Annotated in this window: 16 protein-coding genes; 5 read left to right on the forward strand and 11 right to left on the reverse strand. The window is 61.2% G+C overall.

The features are described from left to right. Positions 1 to 163 precede the first annotated feature (163 nt). The 4 genes from tcyN to GIV35_RS00020 all read right to left on the reverse strand — a co-directional run bounded on the left by tcyN (position 164) and on the right by GIV35_RS00020 (position 3,540). Positions 164 to 910, reverse strand: a complete 747-nt coding sequence (gene tcyN / locus GIV35_RS00005; RefSeq protein ID WP_014716461.1) for an L-cystine ABC transporter ATP-binding protein TcyN — start codon at positions 908 to 910, stop codon at positions 164 to 166. Positions 911 to 913: 3 nt separating this feature from the next. After that, positions 914 to 1,579: a cystine ABC transporter permease gene (gene tcyL, locus GIV35_RS00010; RefSeq protein WP_003187646.1), complete on the reverse strand. Its 666-nt coding sequence runs from the start codon at positions 1,577 to 1,579 to the stop codon at positions 914 to 916. Then, positions 1,579 to 2,373 (reverse strand): cystine ABC transporter substrate-binding protein, encoded by a 795-nt coding sequence (tcyJ, locus tag GIV35_RS00015; protein WP_014716462.1) that lies wholly within the window; start codon positions 2,371 to 2,373, stop codon positions 1,579 to 1,581. The genes tcyL and tcyJ overlap by 1 nt, the downstream gene beginning before the upstream one ends. A 171-nt stretch (positions 2,374 to 2,544) precedes the next feature. Further along, entirely contained in the window at positions 2,545 to 3,540 is a 996-nt protein-coding gene (locus GIV35_RS00020; RefSeq protein ID WP_223023501.1) for a D-cysteine desulfhydrase, read from the reverse strand. A 166-nt stretch (positions 3,541 to 3,706) separates the two neighbouring features. Here GIV35_RS00020 and epsC point away from each other — a divergent pair, with 166 nt between their 5' ends. From epsC to mgrA, 3 genes are all read left to right on the forward strand, one after another. After that, a complete protein-coding gene (gene epsC, locus GIV35_RS00025; protein ID WP_014716464.1) occupies positions 3,707 to 4,633 on the forward strand; it encodes a serine O-acetyltransferase EpsC in 927 nt (308 codons plus the stop codon). A 399-nt stretch (positions 4,634 to 5,032) separates the two neighbouring features. Then, positions 5,033 to 6,994, forward strand: coding sequence for a choline transporter BetT (betT, locus tag GIV35_RS00030; protein ID WP_167514232.1), 1,962 nt, complete (start codon positions 5,033 to 5,035; stop codon positions 6,992 to 6,994). 127 nt (positions 6,995 to 7,121) lie between these two features. After that, entirely contained in the window at positions 7,122 to 8,159 is a 1,038-nt protein-coding gene (mgrA, locus tag GIV35_RS00035; protein ID WP_236265692.1) for an L-glyceraldehyde 3-phosphate reductase, read from the forward strand. 126 nt (positions 8,160 to 8,285) lie between these two features. Here mgrA and tauD read toward each other — a convergent pair whose 3' ends face one another. The 7 genes from tauD to GIV35_RS00070 form a co-directional block, all read right to left on the reverse strand. After that, positions 8,286 to 9,122, reverse strand: a complete 837-nt coding sequence (gene tauD, locus GIV35_RS00040) for a taurine dioxygenase (RefSeq protein ID WP_200648593.1) — start codon at positions 9,120 to 9,122, stop codon at positions 8,286 to 8,288. A 14-nt stretch (positions 9,123 to 9,136) separates the two neighbouring features. Beyond that, complete coding sequence (tauC, locus tag GIV35_RS00045) at positions 9,137 to 9,973, reverse strand: taurine ABC transporter permease TauC (protein ID WP_236264393.1); 837 nt, start codon at positions 9,971 to 9,973, stop codon at positions 9,137 to 9,139. Then, the gene (tauB, locus tag GIV35_RS00050; RefSeq protein ID WP_198716328.1) at positions 9,970 to 10,749 is read right to left on the reverse strand and encodes a taurine ABC transporter ATP-binding subunit; all 780 of its coding nucleotides are present in this window, start codon (positions 10,747 to 10,749) and stop codon (positions 9,970 to 9,972) included. Before tauB ends, tauC begins: the two co-directional genes overlap by 4 nt. A gap of 17 nt (positions 10,750 to 10,766) precedes the next feature. Next, positions 10,767 to 11,744: a taurine ABC transporter substrate-binding protein gene (gene tauA / locus GIV35_RS00055; RefSeq protein ID WP_213153944.1), complete on the reverse strand. Its 978-nt coding sequence runs from the start codon at positions 11,742 to 11,744 to the stop codon at positions 10,767 to 10,769. Between the two features lie 260 nt (positions 11,745 to 12,004). Continuing rightward, on the reverse strand, positions 12,005 to 13,588 hold the full coding sequence (gshA, locus tag GIV35_RS00060; protein ID WP_105225405.1) for a glutamate--cysteine ligase: 1,584 nt from the start codon (positions 13,586 to 13,588) through the stop codon (positions 12,005 to 12,007). 214 nt (positions 13,589 to 13,802) lie between these two features. After that, entirely contained in the window at positions 13,803 to 14,186 is a 384-nt protein-coding gene (locus tag GIV35_RS00065) for a PaaI family thioesterase (RefSeq protein WP_105225406.1), read from the reverse strand. Continuing rightward, the gene (locus GIV35_RS00070) at positions 14,186 to 16,510 is read right to left on the reverse strand and encodes a Tex family protein (protein ID WP_202690943.1); all 2,325 of its coding nucleotides are present in this window, start codon (positions 16,508 to 16,510) and stop codon (positions 14,186 to 14,188) included. The genes GIV35_RS00065 and GIV35_RS00070 overlap by 1 nt, the downstream gene beginning before the upstream one ends. A gap of 355 nt (positions 16,511 to 16,865) precedes the next feature. Between GIV35_RS00070 and ompR the strand changes: the two genes are divergently transcribed. Then, complete coding sequence (gene ompR, locus GIV35_RS00075) at positions 16,866 to 17,606, forward strand: osmolarity response regulator transcription factor OmpR (protein ID WP_003187669.1); 741 nt, start codon at positions 16,866 to 16,868, stop codon at positions 17,604 to 17,606. A gap of 117 nt (positions 17,607 to 17,723) precedes the next feature. Continuing rightward, complete coding sequence (locus tag GIV35_RS00080) at positions 17,724 to 19,037, forward strand: ATP-binding protein (protein ID WP_003187671.1); 1,314 nt, start codon at positions 17,724 to 17,726, stop codon at positions 19,035 to 19,037. The last annotated feature ends 68 nt before the right edge of the window (positions 19,038 to 19,105 follow it).

The raw sequence follows: 19,105 nt of genomic DNA on the forward strand, positions 1-19,105 counted from the left end.
GGATTTCAGGGGGCAGGCGGCGGGGTCTTTTACAGGTTGCAATGGCGATTCCCTGTAGGGTCTCGCTTATGTAGGAGCTGGCTTGCCTGCGATAGCATCTCCCCATTTTGACTGCTACACCGAGGCGCTTGCATCGCAGGCAAGCCAGCTCCCACACAGAACGTCAGTGGGCGAGGAATTTGCTCAGGAACTGCTTGGTACGTTCTTCCCTGGGGTTGGCAAACAGCGCCTTGGCTTCGCCCTGTTCGACGATCACACCCTTGTCGAAGAAGATCACCCGGTTGGCCACATCACGGGCAAAGCTCATCTCGTGGGTGACGATGACCATGGTGCGGTTTTCTTCGGCCAGGCTGCGAATGGTCGCCAGGACTTCGCCCACCAGTTCCGGGTCGAGGGCCGAGGTGGGTTCGTCGAACAGGATCACCTCCGGCTCCATGGCCAATGCGCGGGCAATCGCCACACGCTGTTGCTGGCCGCCGGACAGCCGCCTCGGGTAAGAGGCTTCCTTGCCCGCCAGGCCGACCCTGGCCAACAGCTTGCGCCCCAGTTCGGCCGCCGCTTCCCGTGGCATCTTCTTGACCACGATGGGGCCTTCGATGACGTTTTCCAGCGCGGTGCGGTGGGGAAACAGGTTGAAGTTCTGGAACACAAAGCCCACATGCTGGCGCAGGCGCCGCACCAGGCCCTGTTGCTGGTTGAGCGGCCTGCTGCTGTCGATCTCGATGTCACCCACCTTGATACGGCCGCTGGTGGGTTCTTCGAGGAAGTTCAGGCAGCGCAGGAAGGTGGTCTTGCCGGAACCGCTGGGGCCGATGATGGCGACCACTTCGCCTTCCTTGACCTCAAGGTCGATGCCGTTGAGCACCACCTGGCCGTTGAATTGCTTGGTCAGTTTTTCAACCACGATCATGCTTCAAGACTCCAGGTCATGCCGGTTGACCCGGTCTTCCAGACGATTCTGCAGATGCGCCAGGATGCTCGCCAGGATCCAGTAGATCAGGGCTGCGGACAGATACATGGTAAAAATTTCGAAGGTACGTGCCGACACCAGTTGGGCCTGGCGGAACAGCTCGGGCACCTGGATGGTGGCGGCCAGCGCCGTGTCCTTGACCAGTGAAATAAAGCTGTTGCCCAAAGGCGGCAACGCCGTGCGCATCGCCTGGGGCAGGATGGCCCTGCGCAACGTCTGCGCACGGGTCATACCGATACTGGCAGCCGCTTCCCACTGGCCACGCTCGATGGAGGCGATGGCGGCCCGCAGGATTTCACACGCATAGGCAGCCATGTTCAGCGAAAAGCCGATCATGGCGGCCGGGATCGGGTCCAGCTCGATGCCCACTTGCGGCAAGCCGTAGTAGATCAGGAACAGCTGCACCAGTAACGGCGTGCCGCGAAAGAAAGACACGTAGACCCGGGCGGTCCAGCTCAAGAGCTTGAAGCGCGAGAGGCGCATCAAGGCCAGGCCGAAGCCCAGCAGCAGGCCGAAGAACATCCCGCCCAGGCTGAGGATTACCGTGTAGTACGCGCCCTTGAGCAGAAAGGGCGCGGAGTCCAGCGCGAGTTGGAAACCTGCTTCCATTATTGCGTGACGTCAGCGTTGAAGTACTTCTCGGACAGCGTCTTCAACGTGCCGTCGGCGCGCAGTTTGTCCAGAGCCTTGTTCACCGCATCGAGCAGCTCGGGCTCACCTTTGCGCAGGGCGATACCGGATTCCTGACGGGAGAAGGCGTCGCCGGCAGCGGCGGTGTCGGGGGCTTTCTTGGCGTATTCCAGGGCGGCCAGGCGGTCGATCAGGATGGCGTCGATACGACCGATGCGCAGGTCCTGGAACTTGGTCGGGTCGTCGTTGTAGGTCTTGATAATGGCTTTTGGTTGGTTGTCCTTGAGCCATTGTTCGTAGTTGGTGCCCAGGCCCACACCGACTTTCTTGCCGGCCAGGTCGTCGGCTTTCTTGATCGAGTCGACGTTCTTTTTCAGCACCAGCGCCTGGATGCCGGACACGGTGTAAGGCTTGGAGAAATCGTACTTTTTCTTGCGCTCTTCGGAGATGGTCACCTGGTTGACCACGGCGTCCAGGCGCTTGGATTCCAGCGCGGCGAGGATGCCGTCCCAAGGGGTGGCTTGCAGCTTGACCTTGACACCCAGCTCCTTGGCCAGCGCCTCGGACAGTTCCACTTCGAAACCGCTGAGCTTGCCGCTTTCATCGACAAAGCTGAACGGCGGGTAGGTGCCTTCCAGGCCGATCTTGATCTCGCCGGCCTTCTTGATGGTGTTCAACTGCTCGCCGGCAACCGCCTGGCCCAACCAGCCAGCGCCAAGCGCGAGGCCCAAAGTGCCAACCAACAGCGTGCGACGAAATGCAGAAATAGTCATGGAGAGCCCCTGTGTTTTTTATGGTGAGCGAAGCAGGTGACGCGGTAGTCGTATCCTGCCCTAAAGCGCGAAGCGCGTCTTCGCCTTCGGCGCGATGATAAGGTGGGTTTTTAAGTCTCGAAAATAATAAAAATACAATCTCATATTCTTTTTGGGTATATGCGTATCCAATCAGTTGAATAGTGAGTCATAGGCAAACAATGCCGGCGCGCCACCGGTATGCAGGAAAATGATCGGCCCCTCCTCAAAGCGCTGGCGCCCGATGCCGTCGAGTAAACCGGCCATGGCCTTGCCGGTATACACCGGGTCCAGCAACAGACCTTCCTGGCTGGCCAAAAGTTTGATCGCCGAGAGGGTGCCAGCGTTTGGCTCGCCATACCGCGGCCCGAAGTACTCGTCCCACAGGGTAACCTTGAAGGCGTCGGGCATAGCCACACCGAGCAACTCGGCGGTGCGTTCGGCCAGGCCCTGCACTTTCGGGAATTGCGCTTGCTCGGTGCGCGACACGGTGATGCCGATCACCGGCAACTGCGGCAATGCTTCGCTCAAGGCCAGGGCCAGGCCGCTGTGGGTACCCGCACTGCCAGAGGCGAGCACCACGGCGGCGAATTGAATGCCGCTGTCTTCAATCTGCGCGGCCAACTCCAGCCCGGCGCGCACGTAGCCCAGCGCGCCGAGTGCATTGGAGCCGCCAATAGGCACCAGGTACGGCTTCTTGCCGTTACTGCGCAGGCGGTCGGCGAGGGCGTTGAGTTGGTCGTCGGCGTTGTCGAGGTTTTCCACCAATTCCACTTTGGCGTCGAACAACTCCAGCAGCAGGCGATTGCCGTTGCCCAGGTAGTTGGGGTCGTCGGTGCCGGTAGGGTTTTCCAGCAGGGCAACACAGCCCAGGCCAAGCCTGGCGGCGAGCGCGGCGGTCTGGCGCACATGGTTGGACTGGATCGCGCCGGCGGTGACCAGGGTGTCGGCGCCCTGGGCGATGGCGTCGGCGGCCAGGTATTCGAGTTTGCGCAGCTTGTTGCCGCCCATGGCCAGCGGCGTGGTGTCATCACGTTTGACGTAGATGTCCCTGCCCAGCCAAGCCGACAGCCGCTCGAGCTTTTCCAGGGCCGTGGCACTGCCCAGTAGTTCCAGACGGTTAAAACGGTCGAGCTGTTGTTTGATCATGGTTACGCACGGTGGCTGAGTGATTGGGGGACTATAGGCAGGCACTTTTCATCGGGCAACCGTCAATCGCTTATGACGAAAGGTTCTTAGCGCCACACCATTGGTTCTTAAGAGCTGCCTGGGTGCATACCGTAAAGTGATGGCCATTTCGTCAGGAGTGAATACCGTGAGTGAGCGTTCCAGTCATTGGCAATTGCAGACCATCGTCAGCCAACTGCGCGGCGCCCGCGACCAGTGGCGAACGCGCAATGGGCGCTTGAGTGGCGAGCATGGTGGCCGTGAGTTGCCGTCCCGCGAGGCGGTGGCGCAGATTCTTGAAGCCTTGTGCGGCGCCCTGTTTCCGATGCGCCTGGGCCCGGCGGACTTGCGCGAAGAAAGCGAAGACTTCTACGTGGGCCATACCCTCGACGTCGCGCTCAACGCCTTGCTCGCCCAGGCGCGCCTGGAGTTGCGCTATGCCGCGCGCCAGAGCGGTGAGGACGACAGCGAAGTCAACGCCCACGCCATTCGCCTGATCCAGGATTTCGCCCTGGCGTTGCCATCCTTGCGCAGCCTGCTGGACACCGACGTACTGGCCGCCTACCACGGCGACCCGGCTGCGCGCAGTGTGGATGAAGTGCTGCTGTGCTACCCAGGCATCCTGGCGGTGATCCACCACCGCCTGGCCCACCACCTGTACCGTGCCGGCCTGCCGTTGCTGGCGCGGATCAGTGCGGAAATCGCCCACTCGGCCACCGGCATTGATATCCACCCCGGCGCACAGATCGGCCCGAGTTTCTTTATCGACCACGGCACAGGCGTGGTGATTGGCGAGACCGCGATCATCGGCGAGCGCGTGCGCATCTACCAGGCCGTGACACTGGGCGCCAAACGCTTTCCGGCGGATGAAGATGGGCAATTGCAGAAAGGCCACCCGCGTCACCCTATTGTTGAAGATGATGTGGTGATTTACGCCGGGGCGACGATCCTGGGGCGGATCACCATTGGCCAGGGTTCGACCATCGGCGGCAATGTGTGGCTGACCCGCAGCGTGCCGGCCGGGGCGAATATCACCCAGGCGAACTTGCAGCATGATGATGGGGCGCAGAAGTAAGACCTGAGTCAAACGCCGACCAGTGTGGGAGCTGGCTTGCCTGCGATAGCGGTGTATCAGTCAACAGATGGGTGGCTGACCCAGCGCTATCGCAGGCAAGCCAGCTCCCACATTTCGTATGTATTTCACCGTCGGGTTGCTGAACGATTCGTCTCCTCCACGCGTCATACCAATCCCTGAGCTAGTGTAGGAAACACCTACCACTCAGCCCTGCGATTAGTCCAAGACCGCCTATTCATGTTTAACTTGAACGTTCGTTCAAGTTAAACCGGTGGTTCGCTGCCCGCTCACAACAGGAGGCTTACCTTTGCTGAGTCCGTTTTTTACAGCCATATCCCGCAACCTTGAGGTGCATCGTTCATGAGTGCATCGTCCACCCCTTCCAGCGGCATGGTGCGCATGAATGCGCCCGTTTTCTACTTTGCCGCCACCGTCATCCTGCTGTTCGGCATCACGGTCATCGCTATCCCGCAACAGGCCGGCGCCTGGCTGCTGGCGGCGCAAAACTGGGCGGCCAACACGGTCGGCTGGTACTACATGCTGGCGATGACGCTGTATCTGGTCTTCGTGGTGGTCACCGCGCTATCGGGCTACGGCAAGATAAAACTCGGTGCCGACCACGACGAGCCCGAATTCAGTTACCTGTCCTGGGCCGGCATGTTGTTCGCCGCCGGGATCAGCATCACGCTGTTTTTCTTTTGCGTCTCGGAGCCGCTGACGCACTTGGTGCAGCCGCCCCAGGGCGAAGCAATGAACGCCGATGCGGCGCGCCAGGCCATGCAGGTGTTGTTCCTGCACTGGGGCCTGCATGGCTGGGGCGTGTTCGCGTTTGTCGGCATGGCCCTGGCGTATTTCGCCTACCGGCATAACCTGCCGCTGGCGTTGCGCTCGGCGCTGTACCCGCTGATCGGCAAGCGCATCAATGGCCCTATCGGTTACGCGGTGGATGGCTTTGGCATCATTGCCACGGTGTTCGGCCTGGGCGCCGACATGGGCTTTGGCGTACTGCACCTCAACTCTGGCCTGGACTACCTGTTTGGCATTGCCCATACCCAGTGGATCCAGGTGGGCCTGATCACCCTGATGATGGGCGCGGCGATCATCGTGGCCGTGGCCGGCGTCGACAAGGGCGTGCGGGTGATGTCCGACATCAACATGCTGCTGGCCTGTGCGCTGCTGCTGTTCGTGTTGTTCGCCGGGCCTACCCAGCACCTGCTCAACACCTTGATCCAGAACATCGGTGACTATCTGGGGGCGCTGCCCACCAAGAGTTTTGATGTGTACGCCTACAACAAGCCGAGCGACTGGCTGGGCGGCTGGACGGTGTTCTACTGGGCCTGGTGGATCGCATGGTCGCCGTTCGTGGGCCTGTTTATCGCGCGTATTTCCCGTGGTCGTACCATCCGCGAGTTCGTGTTTGGCGTGCTGCTGATTCCACTGGGCTTCACCCTGGCGTGGATGTCGATCTTCGGTAACAGCGCCATCGATCAGGTGCTCAACCATGGCATGGCTGCACTGGGCCAGTCGGCGATCGATGACCCATCGATGAGCCTCTACCTGCTGCTGGAAACCTACCCGTGGAGCAAGACGGTGATCGCGGTCACGGTGTTCATCAGCTTTGTGTTCTTCGTGACCTCGGCTGACTCCGGCACCGTGGTGCTGTCCACCCTGTCGTCCAAAGGCGGCAACGCGGATGAAGACGGGCCGAAGTGGCTGCGTGTGTTCTGGGGCGCGATGACCGCCCTGGTCACCAGTGCCTTGCTGTTCGCCGGCAGTATCGACTCGCTCAAGTCTGCGGTGGTACTGACCTCGCTGCCGTTCTCGCTGATCCTGCTGCTGATGATGTGGGGGCTGCACAAGGCGTTCTACCTGGAGTCGCAAAAGCAGATCGCGCAGTTGCATTCCCTGGCACCGATCTCCGCTTCGCGCAAAGGCCGAGGTGGCTGGCGCCAGCGTTTGAGCCAGGCGGTGCATTTCCCATCCCGCGATGAGGTATACCGTTTCCTCGACACCACGGTGCGCCCGGCGATTGAAGAAGTGACCGCAGTGTTTGTCGAGAAGGGCCTTACGGTGGTGACCCAGCCCGACCCGTCCAACGACAGCGTCAGCCTCGAAATCGGCCATGGTGAAGAACGTCCGTTCATCTACCAGGTGCAGATGCGTGGCTATTTCACACCGTCGTTCGCCTTGGGCGGCATTGGCAAGAAAGAGATCAACAACCGCCGCTACTATCGGGCCGAAGTGCACTTGAGTGAGGGCAGCCAGGACTATGACCTGGTGGGCTACACCAAGGAGCAGATCATCAATGACATCCTCGACCAGTACGAGCGCCATCTGCAGTTCTTGCACATGGTGCGCTGATAGCGTTCCTCTCAAGTAGGTCTTTGCTGTAAAAGGAAGAGGCAGACTTAAGCGATTCAGCTGCTTAAAAGGCCCGGGAATATGCCTATTCCCGGGCCTTATTTGCCCTAGATCAAGAGAGGATTCGATGACGTACATTGCTGCCGAAAACCGCTATGAATCTATTCCTTATCGCCGCGTAGGCCGCCGTGGATTGGTGCTGCCGGCACTGTCCCTGGGGTTGTGGCACAACTTTGGCGACAGCACCCCGATCGACACCCAGCGCGCATTGCTGCGCACGGCGTTCGACCTGGGTATCAACCACTTCGACTTGGCCAACAACTACGGCCCGCCCTACGGCAGCGCCGAGATCAACTTCGGCCGTTTGCTGCGCGAAGACTTCAAGCACTATCGCGACGAATTGATCATTTCCAGCAAAGCCGGGTGGGACATGTGGCCCGGCCCTTACGGCCAGGGTGGCGGTTCGCGTAAATACGTATTGGCGAGCCTGGACCAGAGCCTGCAACGCCTTGGCGTCGATTATGTGGATATTTTCTACTCGCACCGCTTCGACCCCGACACGCCCCTGGAAGAGACCGCCAGCGCCCTGGCCACCGCCGTGCAGCAAGGCAAGGCGTTGTACATCGGTATCTCGTCTTACTCCGGGGTTAAAACCCGCGAAATCGCAGCGTTGCTCAACGAGTGGAAAGTGCCGTTGTTGATCCACCAGCCGGCCTACAACCTGCTCAACCGTTGGGTGGAAAAAGACCTGCTGGACACCACCGAAGAACTCGGTGCTGGAGTGATCGCCTTCACGCCGCTGGCCCAGGGTTTGTTGACCGATAAATACCTCAACGGGGTACCGGCCGATGCGCGGGTCAATCGTCCGGGTGGTGGCTCGTTGCAGGCCCAGCACCTGTCCGAAGCCAACATCGCCCATGTACGCGGCCTGAATGAAATCGCCAAACGCCGTGGCCAGAGCCTGGCCCAGTTGGCGCTGGCGTGGACGTTACGTGATCCACGGGTAACCAGTGCGCTGATCGGCGCAAGCCGGCCGGAGCAGATTATCGAGAACGTCGGGGCGTTGAAGAACTTGAGCTTCAGTGCTGAAGAACTGGCGGAGATTGATCGGTTTGCGCAGGAAGGTGGGATCAACTTGTGGGAAAAACCGTCCACCGCCGAATAACCTGCCGCACTCGATAAATGTGGGAGCCGGGCTTGCCCGCGATAGCGGTTTTTCAGCCAATAGTGCAGTGGCTGAACCACCGCTATCGCAGGCAAGCCAGCTCCCACAGTTGATCTGCGCTGGATTCTAGAACGGCACATCCCCAAGAATCGTCGCCCGGTGCATCACCCGCCGCTGCGGCCGGTAGTCATCCACAGCGTAATGCTGGGTGACGCGGTTATCCCAGAACGCCACGTCATTCTCTTGCCAGCGCCAGCGGATGGTGAATTCCGGGCGGGTGGCGTGGGCGAACAGCAGCTTGAGAATGGCCTCGCTTTCGGCTGCTTCCAGTTCATTGATTCGGGTGGTGAAACCATCGCTGACGAACAGCGATTTGCGCCCACTTACCGGATGCGTGCGCACGACTGGGTGCGATAGCGGCGGGTTTTTCTTGCGAGTTGCCTCCCAGCGCACCAGGTCCTCGGCGGTGTTGCCAAAGCGCTCCAGCGGGAACGACTTGGTGAAGTCGTGTGTGGCGGTGAGGCCATCGAGCAAGCGCTTTAGCGGTTCAGACAGTGCTTCATACGCCGCAATCCCACTGGCCCACAAGGTATCGCCGCCGAACGCGGGCAACAGCTTGGCGCTGAGCACTGCGCCCAGAGCAGGCGTGGGCAGGAACGTCACGTCGGTATGCCACACCGCGTTATCACGCACATCGGTGACGGCGGTGTCGAGGATCAGCACTTCGGGCTGTTCCGGCACGTTGGGGTAGATCGGGTGGATGTGCAGGTCGCCAAAGTTTGCCGCGAACCGTGCCTGTTGCGCAGGGGTGATCGGCTGGTCACGGAAGAACAGCACCGAATAGTCGAGCAACGCCTGTTCAATGGCGTCGCGCTGTTCGGGATTCAGCGGCTGGGTGATATCGACGCCGCCGATCTGGGCGCCCAGGGCGGTGCTTAATGGGGTAACGGTCAGGCTGCTCATTGTGGGTTCTTCACTCAGTGTGCCTGGCCATGCCAGGGCACTAATTTACGCTGCAGGGCGCGCAGGCCCATTTCCATGGCGAAGGCGATCAGGGCGATGACCAGGATGCCCAGCACCACCACATCAGTGACCAGAAACTGCGCCGCCGACTGCACCATGAACCCCAGGCCGCTGGTGGCGGCAATCAACTCGGCCGCCACCAAGGTCGACCAGCCCACACCCAGGCCGATGCGCACACCGGTGAGGATATCGGGCAGGGCGCTTGGCAGGATCACATGGCGAATCAGTTGCGCGCGGGTAGCGCCCAACGACTGCGCAGCGCGTAATTTGGCCGGGTCGACGGTGCGCACCCCAGTGGCGGTGGCGATGGCAATCGGGGCGAAGATAGCGAGGTAGATCAGCAGCACCTTGGACAGCTCGCCAATGCCGCACCAGATCACGATCAACGGCAGGTAGGCCAGGGGCGGAATCGGCCGGTAGAACTCGATCAGCGGATCGAGAATGCCACGGGCGATACGGTTGGCACCGATGGCGATCCCCACCGGCACGGCGGTCAGTACTGCAAAGCCCAGGCCCAGGCCGATGCGGCTGAGGCTCGCGCCCAGGTGCTGCCACAAGGTGGAATCCATGTAGCCGGTGGTCGCCAGCAGCCAGCCTTTTTTCAACACGGCGGACGGTGGCGGCAGGAACAACGGTTCGATCAAACCGGTGGCGGTGACAGCCCACCACAGGGCAAGCAAGGCCGCCAGGGTCAGCAGGCTGATCCAGCGCGTGCTCAGGCGACGGCGCAGCGGGATCACGGCATGTGTCGCAGGCTCGGTGGCCGTGGCGGGAAGTTCGTAGCTGCTCATGCGTACACCTGCCGTTGGGAGAACACTTTGCCCAGCACATGTTCACGGGTTTCGATAAAGCTCGGGTCGGATTTGATTGCGCGGGCTGATTCACCGGCGGCGTAACGTTGGCCGAAATCCAGCTGCAGGCGTTCAACGATCTGGCCGGGGTTGGGCGCCAGCAAGATCAGGTCGGTGGCGAGAAACACCGCTTCTTCGATGTCGTGGGTAATCAGGAACACCGGCTTGGCCGTGCGCCGCCACACTTGCAGCAGCAACTCCTGCATCTGTTCACGGGTGAAGGCATCCAGGGCGCCGAAGGGTTCGTCCATCAGCAGTACACGCGGATCGGCCGCCAGCGCACGCGCCAGGCCGACGCGTTGCTTCTGGCCACCGGAGAGTTGCCAGATGCGGCGGTTGTCGAAACCGGCCAGGTCCACCAGCGCGAGCATTTCACGCGCCCGCACGTCGCGCTGCGCCTTGGGCACACCGGCCAGTTCCAGGCCGAAAGCCACATTGGCCAGCACGTCCTGCCAGGGCAGCAGGGCATCGTCCTGGAACACCACGCCGCGCTCGGCACTGGGGCCTTTGACCGGCACGCCATCGAGGGTGATACGCCCGGCAGACGGTTCGACGAAGCCGGCAATCAGGTTCAACAACGAGGTCTTGCCACTGCCGGACGGGCCCAGGGCGACCAGCAATTGCTGGGGCCCAAGCTCCAGTGAAATATCGGACAGTACCGGTTCCGGGGCGCCTGGGTACTGTGCGCTGATGCGCTCCAGTTGTAGCAAGGCCATCGCAGTGAACTCCTGGGTCAGTTGGTAATGAACTTGGCGCTGACATAAGGGGCGTAGTCGGGCAGCACGGCATCGACCTTGCCTTGTTCCTTGAGGAACGCAGCGGTGTCGGTGACGGCCTTGGTGGTCGGTGCGCCCAGCAGCGTTACCTGGTCGGCGGCCAACGGGTAGACGTTGCCTTGCAGCAGCAAGGGGATATCGCTGGCCTTGGCGCCGGAGAGTTTCACCAGCTTGTCGACGTTGCCGGTATCGGCGAGCCAGGCTTGTGGGTCTTTGCGGTAGGCGGCGTAGGCATCCAGAGTGACCTTGGCGAAGGCGGTGACGATCTCTGGGTGCTTCTCGGCGAAGTCTTTGCGCACGATCCAGGCATCGAACGTCGGCGCGCCGAACTTGGCCAGCTCCCCGGAGGTGATCAGCACCTTGCCGGTTTCCTTGGCCACGCCCAGGGCTGGGTCCCAGACATAGGTGGCATCGATATCACCGCGCTTCCAGGCGGCAATGATGGCCGGTGGGGCGAGGTTGAGAATGGTGACTTTGGCCGGGTCGATGTTCCAGTGCTTCAGCGCGGCGAGCAGGCTGTAGTGGCCGGTGGAAACGAAGGGCACGGCGATTTTTTTGCCGACCAGGTCCTGAGGGCTGTTGATCCCCGAACCGTTACGCGCCACCAGGGCTTCGGCGCCGCCGATCTGGGTGGCGACGAGGAAGGTTTGCACCGGGACTTTACGGGTTATCGCGGCGGTGAGCGGGCTGGAACCGAGGTAGCCGATCTGCACGTCGCCGGACGCGATGGCGGCGATGATGTCGGCGCCATTGTCGAATTTGCGCCAGTCGATCTTGGCGTTGGTGGCTTTTTCATAGGCGCCGTCGGCTTGGGCGACTTTGGCCGGGTCCACGGTGGTCTGGTACGCAATGGTTACGTCCGCCGCCTGGGCAAACAGGCTGGCACCGGCCAGGGACAATGCGGCCAACAGGCGCAGAGGGGTCAGCAGTTTCAAAGGGAAGCTCCTCAATCAGGCGGCCGAGGGTCGGCGTGAGAGGAGACTAAATGATCTAAGAATTCAAAAATAAATAACTTTTTCGAATTAGCTTATGAGGGGAAATGGCGACGCCTGTTTTCAGGCTGGCAGAATAATGCGGGAGCTGGTTTGCCTGCGATAGCGGTGTATCAGTCAACAGGTGGGTTGCTGACCTACCGATATCGCAGGCAAGCCAGCTCCCACACAAGCCAGCTACCACAGGGGGAGCGAGCCTTAGGTTAGTTGCTGATGGCGAGGATGCTTGCCTGGTACGAGCCGACAAACACATCGAAATCGCCCACTTCGTTCTGCTCCAGCTCTGCCTGTTGCGCCAGCGACGCACGGGCCAGTTCTTCAAAGCGCGCTTGTTCCTCAGGCGCCAAAGGTTCTTTGCGGAAGTATTCGGCATGGACTTCGCTTTGATGCAGGGAGAACTGCGCAAAGCTTTCCTTGCGCTCAGCCATGGCTGCCAACACCTGGGCCGACGGCGTCAGGGACGGGTCCTTGACCTTGGCCAACTGGGCGTCCAATGCCTCGCTGTGCTCGGTGATGCCATGGCTCTGATCGAGCAGGGCGGCCAGCGGGGCAATCTTCTCCAGCAACTCGGCCGCCCACTCCTTCATGTCCACCGGCTGGCCGTCACGCTGCAATTGCAGGCCCGGACGGCGGCCTTCCTTGACCACGCTGAGGAAGTTGGAGGTGGCGTTGCCGCACTCGTTGTTGGCGAACAGTGGGCTGTCGTTCAGCGCGCAGTACAGCAGGAATGCGTCGAGGAACCGCGACTCTGGCAGGTCGATACCCATCGGCAGGAACGGGTTGATGTCCAGGCAGCGTACTTCGATGTACTGGATGCCGCGGGCCATCAACGCCTGGATCGGCCGCTCGCCGGTGTAGGTCACGCGCTTGGGACGGATGTTGGAGTAGTACTCGTTTTCGATCTGCAGGATGTTGGTATTGAGCTGCACCCACTCGCCATCCTTGTGCGTGCCGACTTCGACATAGGGCGCGTAGGGTGTTGCCACCGCTTCGCGCAGGCTGTCGGTGTAGCTGGCCAAATCGTTGTAGCACGGCGTCAGGCCGGCCTGGGCGTTGCTCTGGTAACCCAGGTCGCTCATGCGCAGGCTGGTGGCGTAGGGCAGGTACAGCGTGTCGGCGTCGAGGACTTCAAGCTGATGCGAGCGTCCGCGCAGGAAGCCGGCATCCAGGGCTGGCGAGGCACCGAACAGGTACATCAACAGCCAGCTGTAGCGACGGAAATTACGGATCAGCGCGATGTAGGCCGTGGATTGATAGTCACGGTCGGTGCCGACAAACCCTTCTGTTTCCTTGAGCAACGGCCATAACGCTTCCGGCAGGGAAAAGTTGTAGTGGATGCCTGCGATGCACTGCATGGTCTTGCCGTAACGCAGGGCCAGGCCCTTGCGGTACACGTACTTGAGCTGGCCGATGTTGGAGGTGCCGTAGTAGGCAATCGGAATATCTTCCTCGGCCGGCAACGGGCACGGCATCGAGGGGCTCCACAGGTATTCGCTGCCCAGCTTGGTGTAGGCAAAGCGATGGATCTTGTCCAGGCTGCTCAGGGTATCGGCCGGGTTCGGCAGGGCAGGGGTGATGAACTCCAGCAGCGATTCCGAGTAGTCGGTGGTGATCTGTTCATTGGTCAGCGCGGCGCCCAGGGCTTCGGGGTGCGGCGTTTGCGCCAGTCGACCTTCGTTGGTGACGCGCAGGCATTCGCGCTCGATGCCGTGCAAGCATTGCTCTAGCAGGGAGAGGTGTTCGCGCTTGCCGAGCAGGGCCAGGCGGCGGTTGAGAAGTTCGCTCAAGTTGGATTCCTTCACGCGTCAGTCGCCCCAATATGGGGGTGGGCAGGACGGTCTACAAGGGTGAAGTTGAAACTGGCGTGATCGCCTGGTTTTGAGTCGATTTGACCCGCTCTGAATTTGCCGACTTCACTCCATGAATTGGGCTACAGCGCAGCGAGAAAATTCCGACGCTGTTATCGCAGCGCCGAAATTAACTCAAATCGGGGGTGGGGAGCTATAGGACAGCGAACGTGCCCTGTGCTTTTGCGACAAGTCTTTCGCCCTGATACACGTCGGCCTCGACCACCAGGGTGCGGCGACCGGCGTGGATCACCCGGCTGGTGCACAGCACCTCACCGTCTTCCACGGCGCGGATATAGTTGATCTTGCATTCGATGGTGGCGCTCTGCTGGTCGAAACCATGGGCGCTGGAACAGGCCAGGCCCATGGTTATATCCACCAGGCTGAAAATCGCCCCGCCATGGAGCTTGCCCGCGCGGTTGCGCAGGTGCGGCTCCAGGGTCAGGGCCACCTCGGCAACGCCCTCTTCCAGGCGTTGCAGGCGGCAGCCGATCAGTTCGCTGAATGCGCTCTGGGTCAAACCGGCCGGAATTTCCATCAGCGCTTCTTCAACTGTTTAGCGTTGGCAAACAGCGACGCCATGGCGTTGTTGCTTGGCGCGGCGGTGGTGGTTTCCTTGCGCGGGGCGTTGTTCTGCGACTGGCGCGGCGCCGAACCGGGGCGAGCGCCACGGGCACCGTCGATTTTCTCGCCGGGGGTATCGCTCATGCGCATCGACAGGCCGACGCGTTTGCGCGGGATGTCGACTTCCATGACCTTGACCTTGACCACGTCACCGGCTTTCACCGCTTCACGTGGGTCCTTGATGAACTTCTCCGAAAGCGCGGAGATATGCACCAAACCGTCCTGATGCACGCCGATGTCCACGAACGCGCCGAAGTTGGTCACGTTGGTCACCACGCCTTCGAGGATCATGCCCGGTTGCAGGTCCTTGAGGTCTTCTACGCCGTCCTGGAACTCGGCGGTCTTGAACTCGGGACGTGGGTCGCGGCCAGGCTTTTCCAGCTCTTGCAGAATGTCGGTGATGGTCGGCACACCGAAGGTTTCGTCGGTGTACTTCTTTGGATCCAGACGCTTGAGGAACGCAGCGTCGCCGATCAGCGAACGGATATCACGGTCGGTCTCGGCGGCAATGCGTTGCACCAGCGGGTAGGCCTCCGGGTGAACTGCCGAGGCGTCCAGGGGGTTATCGCCGTTCATGACGCGCAGGAAGCCGGCCGCTTGTTCAAAGGTTTTTTCACCCAGGCGTGCGACTTTTTTCAGCGCAGCACGGGTTTTGAACGCGCCATTTTCGTCGCGATGGCTGACGATGTTCTGCGCCAGGGTGGCGTTGAGGCCAGAGATTCGCGCCAGCAGGGCCACGGATGCGGTGTTCACATCCACGCCCACGGCGTTTACGCAGTCTTCCACCACCGCATCCAGGCCGCGTGCCAGCTTCAGTTGCGACACGTCGTGCTGGTACTGGCCGACGCCGATGGATTTAGGGTCGATCTTCACCAGTTCGGCCAGCGGGTCTTGCAGGCGACGAGCGATGGACACCGCGCCACGGATCGACACGTCGAGGTCCGGAAATTCCTTGGAGGCCAGCTCCGAGGCCGAGTACACCGAAGCGCCTGCTTCGGAGACCATGACCTTGGTCATCTTCATGGCTGGGTATTTTTTGATCAGCTCGGCGGCCAGCTTGTCGGTTTCGCGGCTGGCGGTGCCGTTGCCGATGGCGATCAGGTCCACCGCGTGCTTGGCGCACAAGGCGGCCAGGATCGCCAGGGTCTGGTCCCACTTGTTGTGCGGTACGTGTGGGTACACGGTGGCGTGGTCCAGCAGCTTGCCGGTGGCGTCGACCACCGCGACCTTGCAACCGGTGCGCAGGCCCGGGTCGAGGCCCAGGGTGGCACGCGGGCCAGCCGGTGCGGCCAACAGCAGGTCGTGCAGGTTATGGGCGAACACGTTGATCGCTTCGGTTTCGGCGCCGTCGCGCAACTCGCCCAGCAGGTCGGTTTCCAGGTGAGTGTAGAGCTTGACCTTCCAGGTCCAGCGCACCACTTCGCCGAGCCACTTGTCTGCCGGGCGGTTCTGGTTCTGGATGCCGAATTGTTGACCGATCATGCCTTCGCACGGGTGCATGGTGCCCGGCAGCTCATCACCGACTTTCAGTGCGGAGCTGAGAATGCCTTCGTTACGGCCGCGGAAAATCGCCAGGGCGCGGTGGGACGGCATGCTTTTGAGCGGCTCGTCGTGTTCGAAGTAGTCGCGGAACTTGGCGCCTTCTTCCTCTTTGCCGGCGATGACGCGGGCGCTGAGGATGGCTTCCTGCTTGAGGTAGGTACGCAGTTTTTCCAGGAGGCTGGCGTTTTCTGCGAAGCGCTCCATCAGGATGTACTTGGCGCCTTCGAGCGCGGCCTTCACGTCGGCGACGCCTTTTTCAGCATCGATAAAACGGGCGGCTTCGGCTTCTGGCGTCAGCGTAGGGTCGTTGAACAGGCCATCGGCCAAGTCACCCAGGCCGGCTTCCAGGGCGATCTGGCCCTTTGTACGACGTTTCTGTTTGTACGGCAGGTAAAGGTCTTCGAGGCGGGTTTTGGTGTCGGCGAGCTTGATGTCGCGTTCCAGTTGCGGGGTCAACTTGCCCTGTTCCTCGATGCTGGCGAGGATGCTTATACGCCGTTCGTCGAGTTCTCGCAGGTAGCGCAGGCGCTCTTCCAGGTGCCGCAGTTGGGTGTCGTCGAGGCTGCCGGTCACTTCTTTTCGGTAACGGGCGATGAAGGGCACCGTGGAGCCTTCATCCAGTAGAGCGACGGCCGCTTCGACCTGTTGTGGGCGTACGCCGAGTTCCTCGGCGATGCGGCTGTTGATGCTGTCCATAAAACCACCTGAAATTCTTAAAATCAGCGCGCAGGCCCGTAGAAAAAGGCCGGCGAGGCTGGTTGAGCGGCCCGACTGGCGCCGCTGCCTGGGTCAAGAGGCTGGCTATTGACCCTCGAAATCGAAAAATTCACGACAAGCGGGTAAAAAAAGCCTGGCAGTAAAGGGTAACGATCTGACGTTGCCCTGCACGGAGGCGCCGCATTATAACCAGCGTTCTGCCGTTGAGGGGTACTGCGCCGGCGGTTGTAGGGCGCGGGTTCGCTGGCAGTAGATGAAAAATCTGCTAACAATGCACACGGTGCGTATAACGGCAGCTACGCCATAATGCGCGCCGAGATAAGAGGAGCATCCAATGAGCAGCACCGCACAAACTGCTGAAGGCGAAAAAATTCTCATCGTTGATGACGATCCGGGGCTGAGCAGCCTGCTGGAGCGTTTTTTCAACTCCAAGGGCTATCGTGCCCGCGCGGTGCCGAACACCGAACAGATGGATCGTCTGTTAGGGCGTGAAGTTTTCAACCTGGTCGTACTTGACCTGATGTTGCCCGGTGAAGACGGCCTCACCGCCTGCAAGCGCCTGCGCGGTGCGAACAACCAGATCCCGATCATCATGCTCACCGCCAAGGGCGATGAACTGAGCCGCATCAAGGGCCTGGAGCTGGGCGCAGATGACTACCTGGCCAAGCCGTTCAACCCCGATGAGCTGATGGCGCGGGTCAAGGCCGTGTTGCGTCGCCAGGCACCGGCGGTACCGGGAGCACCGGGCAGCGAAGACGAAAGCGTCACCTTTGGCGATTACGAATTGTCGCTGGCCACCCGTGAGCTCAAGCGCGGTGAAGAAGTGCACATGCTCACCACCGGCGAATTCGCAGTGCTCAAGGCCCTGGTGATGAACGCTCGCCAGCCGCTGACCCGTGACAAGCTGATGAACCTGGCCCGTGGCCGGGAATGGGACGCCCTCGAGCGCTCCATCGACGTGCAGATTTCCCGATTGCGCCGGATGATCGAGCCAGACCCGTCCAAGCCGCGGTATATCCAGACGGTGTGGGGTGTGGGTTATGTGTTTGTGCCGGATGGCACCGCAACCAAGTGACCGATGATTTGCAGGGGCGGGTATCCTGGCGTTTGACTCCATGAGGGGCGACGGGGTGCCCGGCGTCTGCAATTCTGCGAGCGCCGCTCGTTCCTGCAAGGTGTGCAGCTTTCATCTATGAAAACCCCGCTGTGGTTCCCACAAAGTTTCTTCTCCCGCACCCTCTGGCTGGTGCTTATTGTCGTTCTGTTTTCCAAGGCGCTCACGCTGGTTTATCTGTTGATGAACGAAGACGTGCTGGTGGACCGGCAGTACAGCCATGGTGTCGCCCTGACGTTGCGTGGTTATTGGGCGGTAGACCCTGAGAACCGCGAAAAAGTAGCCAAGGCGTCGACGCTGACTCGGGTTGACGGCGCTGGTGTGCCTGAAGGCGAGCAGCATTGGCCTTACAGCGAGATCTACCAGCGCCAGATGCAGGCCGAGTTGGGCGCCGACACCGAGGTGCGGCTGCGTATGCATGTTTCGCCTGCGCTATGGGTGCGAGCGCCAAGCCTGGGGGATGCCTGGATCAAGGTTCCGCTTTATCCGCACCCGCTGCGGGGGCAAAAAATCTGGAACGTGTTGGGCTGGTTCCTGGCGATTGGCTTGCTCTCAACGGCGTCCGCGTGGATTTTCGTCCGCCAGCTCAACCAACCCCTCAAGCGCCTGGTGTTTGCCGCTCGCCAACTGGGCCAGGGGCGCAGTGTGCGCTTGCCGGTCAGCGACACGCCCAGTGAGATGACCGAGGTGTACGGCGCCTTCAACCAGATGGCAGAAGATGTCGAACAGGCCGGGCGCGAACGCGAGTTGATGCTGGCGGGGGTGTCCCATGACTTGCGCACGCCACTGACGCGATTACGGTTGTCCCTGGAGTTGATGGGGGACCATACCGACCTCACCGATGACATGGTGCGCGACATCGAGGACATGGACGCTATTCTGGACCAGTTCCTGGCGTTCATCCGTGACGGGCGGGATGAAGTGGTCGAGGAGGTCGACCTCACCGACCTCGTGCGTGAGGTGGTTGCGCCCTATAACCAGAATGGTGAGCAGGTGCGCACGCGCCTGGAGCCGATCCAGCCGTTCGCATTACGCCGGGTGTCGATGAAGCGCCTGCTGAACAACTTGATTGGCAACGCCTTGCACCATGCCGGTTCCGATGTGGAAGTGGCGGCGTACGTTTCTGGCGACAGTGCCGCGCCTTACGTGGTGCTGAGCGTGATGGACCGTGGCACAGGAATCGACCCGGCTGAGCTGGAGGGTATCTTCAACCCCTTCACCCGTGGCGACCGCGCCCGAGGAGGCAAGGGCACCGGGTTGGGGTTGGCGATTGTGCGGCGGATCGCGTCGATGCATGGCGGCAATGTCGAGCTGCGCAACCGTGAAGGCGGCGGGTTGGAAGCGCGAGTGCGGCTGCCGCTGGGGTTGATGCTGCCTCGAGACGCTGTCTAACAAGCAATCTGAACGCAAATGTGGGAGTTGGCTTGCCTGCGATAGCGGTAGTTCATTCAACAACGATG

It is taken from the genome of Pseudomonas sp. PA-1-6B, from assembly GCF_021609545.1.
GTDB lineage: Bacteria > Pseudomonadota > Gammaproteobacteria > Pseudomonadales > Pseudomonadaceae > Aquipseudomonas > Aquipseudomonas fluorescens_BV.

Coding starts and splice junctions, on each gene's coding strand:
- tcyN (WP_014716461.1), bottom strand. CDS start 910: ATGATCGTGGTTGAAAAACTGACCAAGCAATTCAACGGCCAGGTGGTG.
- tcyL (WP_003187646.1), bottom strand. CDS start 1,579: ATGGAAGCAGGTTTCCAACTCGCGCTGGACTCCGCGCCCTTTCTGCTC.
- tcyJ (WP_014716462.1), bottom strand. CDS start 2,373: ATGACTATTTCTGCATTTCGTCGCACGCTGTTGGTTGGCACTTTGGGC.
- GIV35_RS00020 (WP_223023501.1), bottom strand. CDS start 3,540: ATGATCAAACAACAGCTCGACCGTTTTAACCGTCTGGAACTACTGGGC.
- betT (WP_167514232.1), top strand. CDS start 5,033: ATGAATGCGCCCGTTTTCTACTTTGCCGCCACCGTCATCCTGCTGTTC.
- mgrA (WP_236265692.1), top strand. CDS start 7,122: ATGACGTACATTGCTGCCGAAAACCGCTATGAATCTATTCCTTATCGC.
- tauD (WP_200648593.1), bottom strand. CDS start 9,122: ATGAGCAGCCTGACCGTTACCCCATTAAGCACCGCCCTGGGCGCCCAG.
- tauC (WP_236264393.1), bottom strand. CDS start 9,973: ATGAGCAGCTACGAACTTCCCGCCACGGCCACCGAGCCTGCGACACAT.
- tauB (WP_198716328.1), bottom strand. CDS start 10,749: ATGGCCTTGCTACAACTGGAGCGCATCAGCGCACAGTACCCAGGCGCC.
- GIV35_RS00065 (WP_105225406.1), bottom strand. CDS start 14,186: ATGGAAATTCCGGCCGGTTTGACCCAGAGCGCATTCAGCGAACTGATC.
- GIV35_RS00070 (WP_202690943.1), bottom strand. CDS start 16,510: ATGGACAGCATCAACAGCCGCATCGCCGAGGAACTCGGCGTACGCCCA.
- ompR (WP_003187669.1), top strand. CDS start 16,866: ATGAGCAGCACCGCACAAACTGCTGAAGGCGAAAAAATTCTCATCGTT.
- GIV35_RS00080 (WP_003187671.1), top strand. CDS start 17,724: ATGAAAACCCCGCTGTGGTTCCCACAAAGTTTCTTCTCCCGCACCCTC.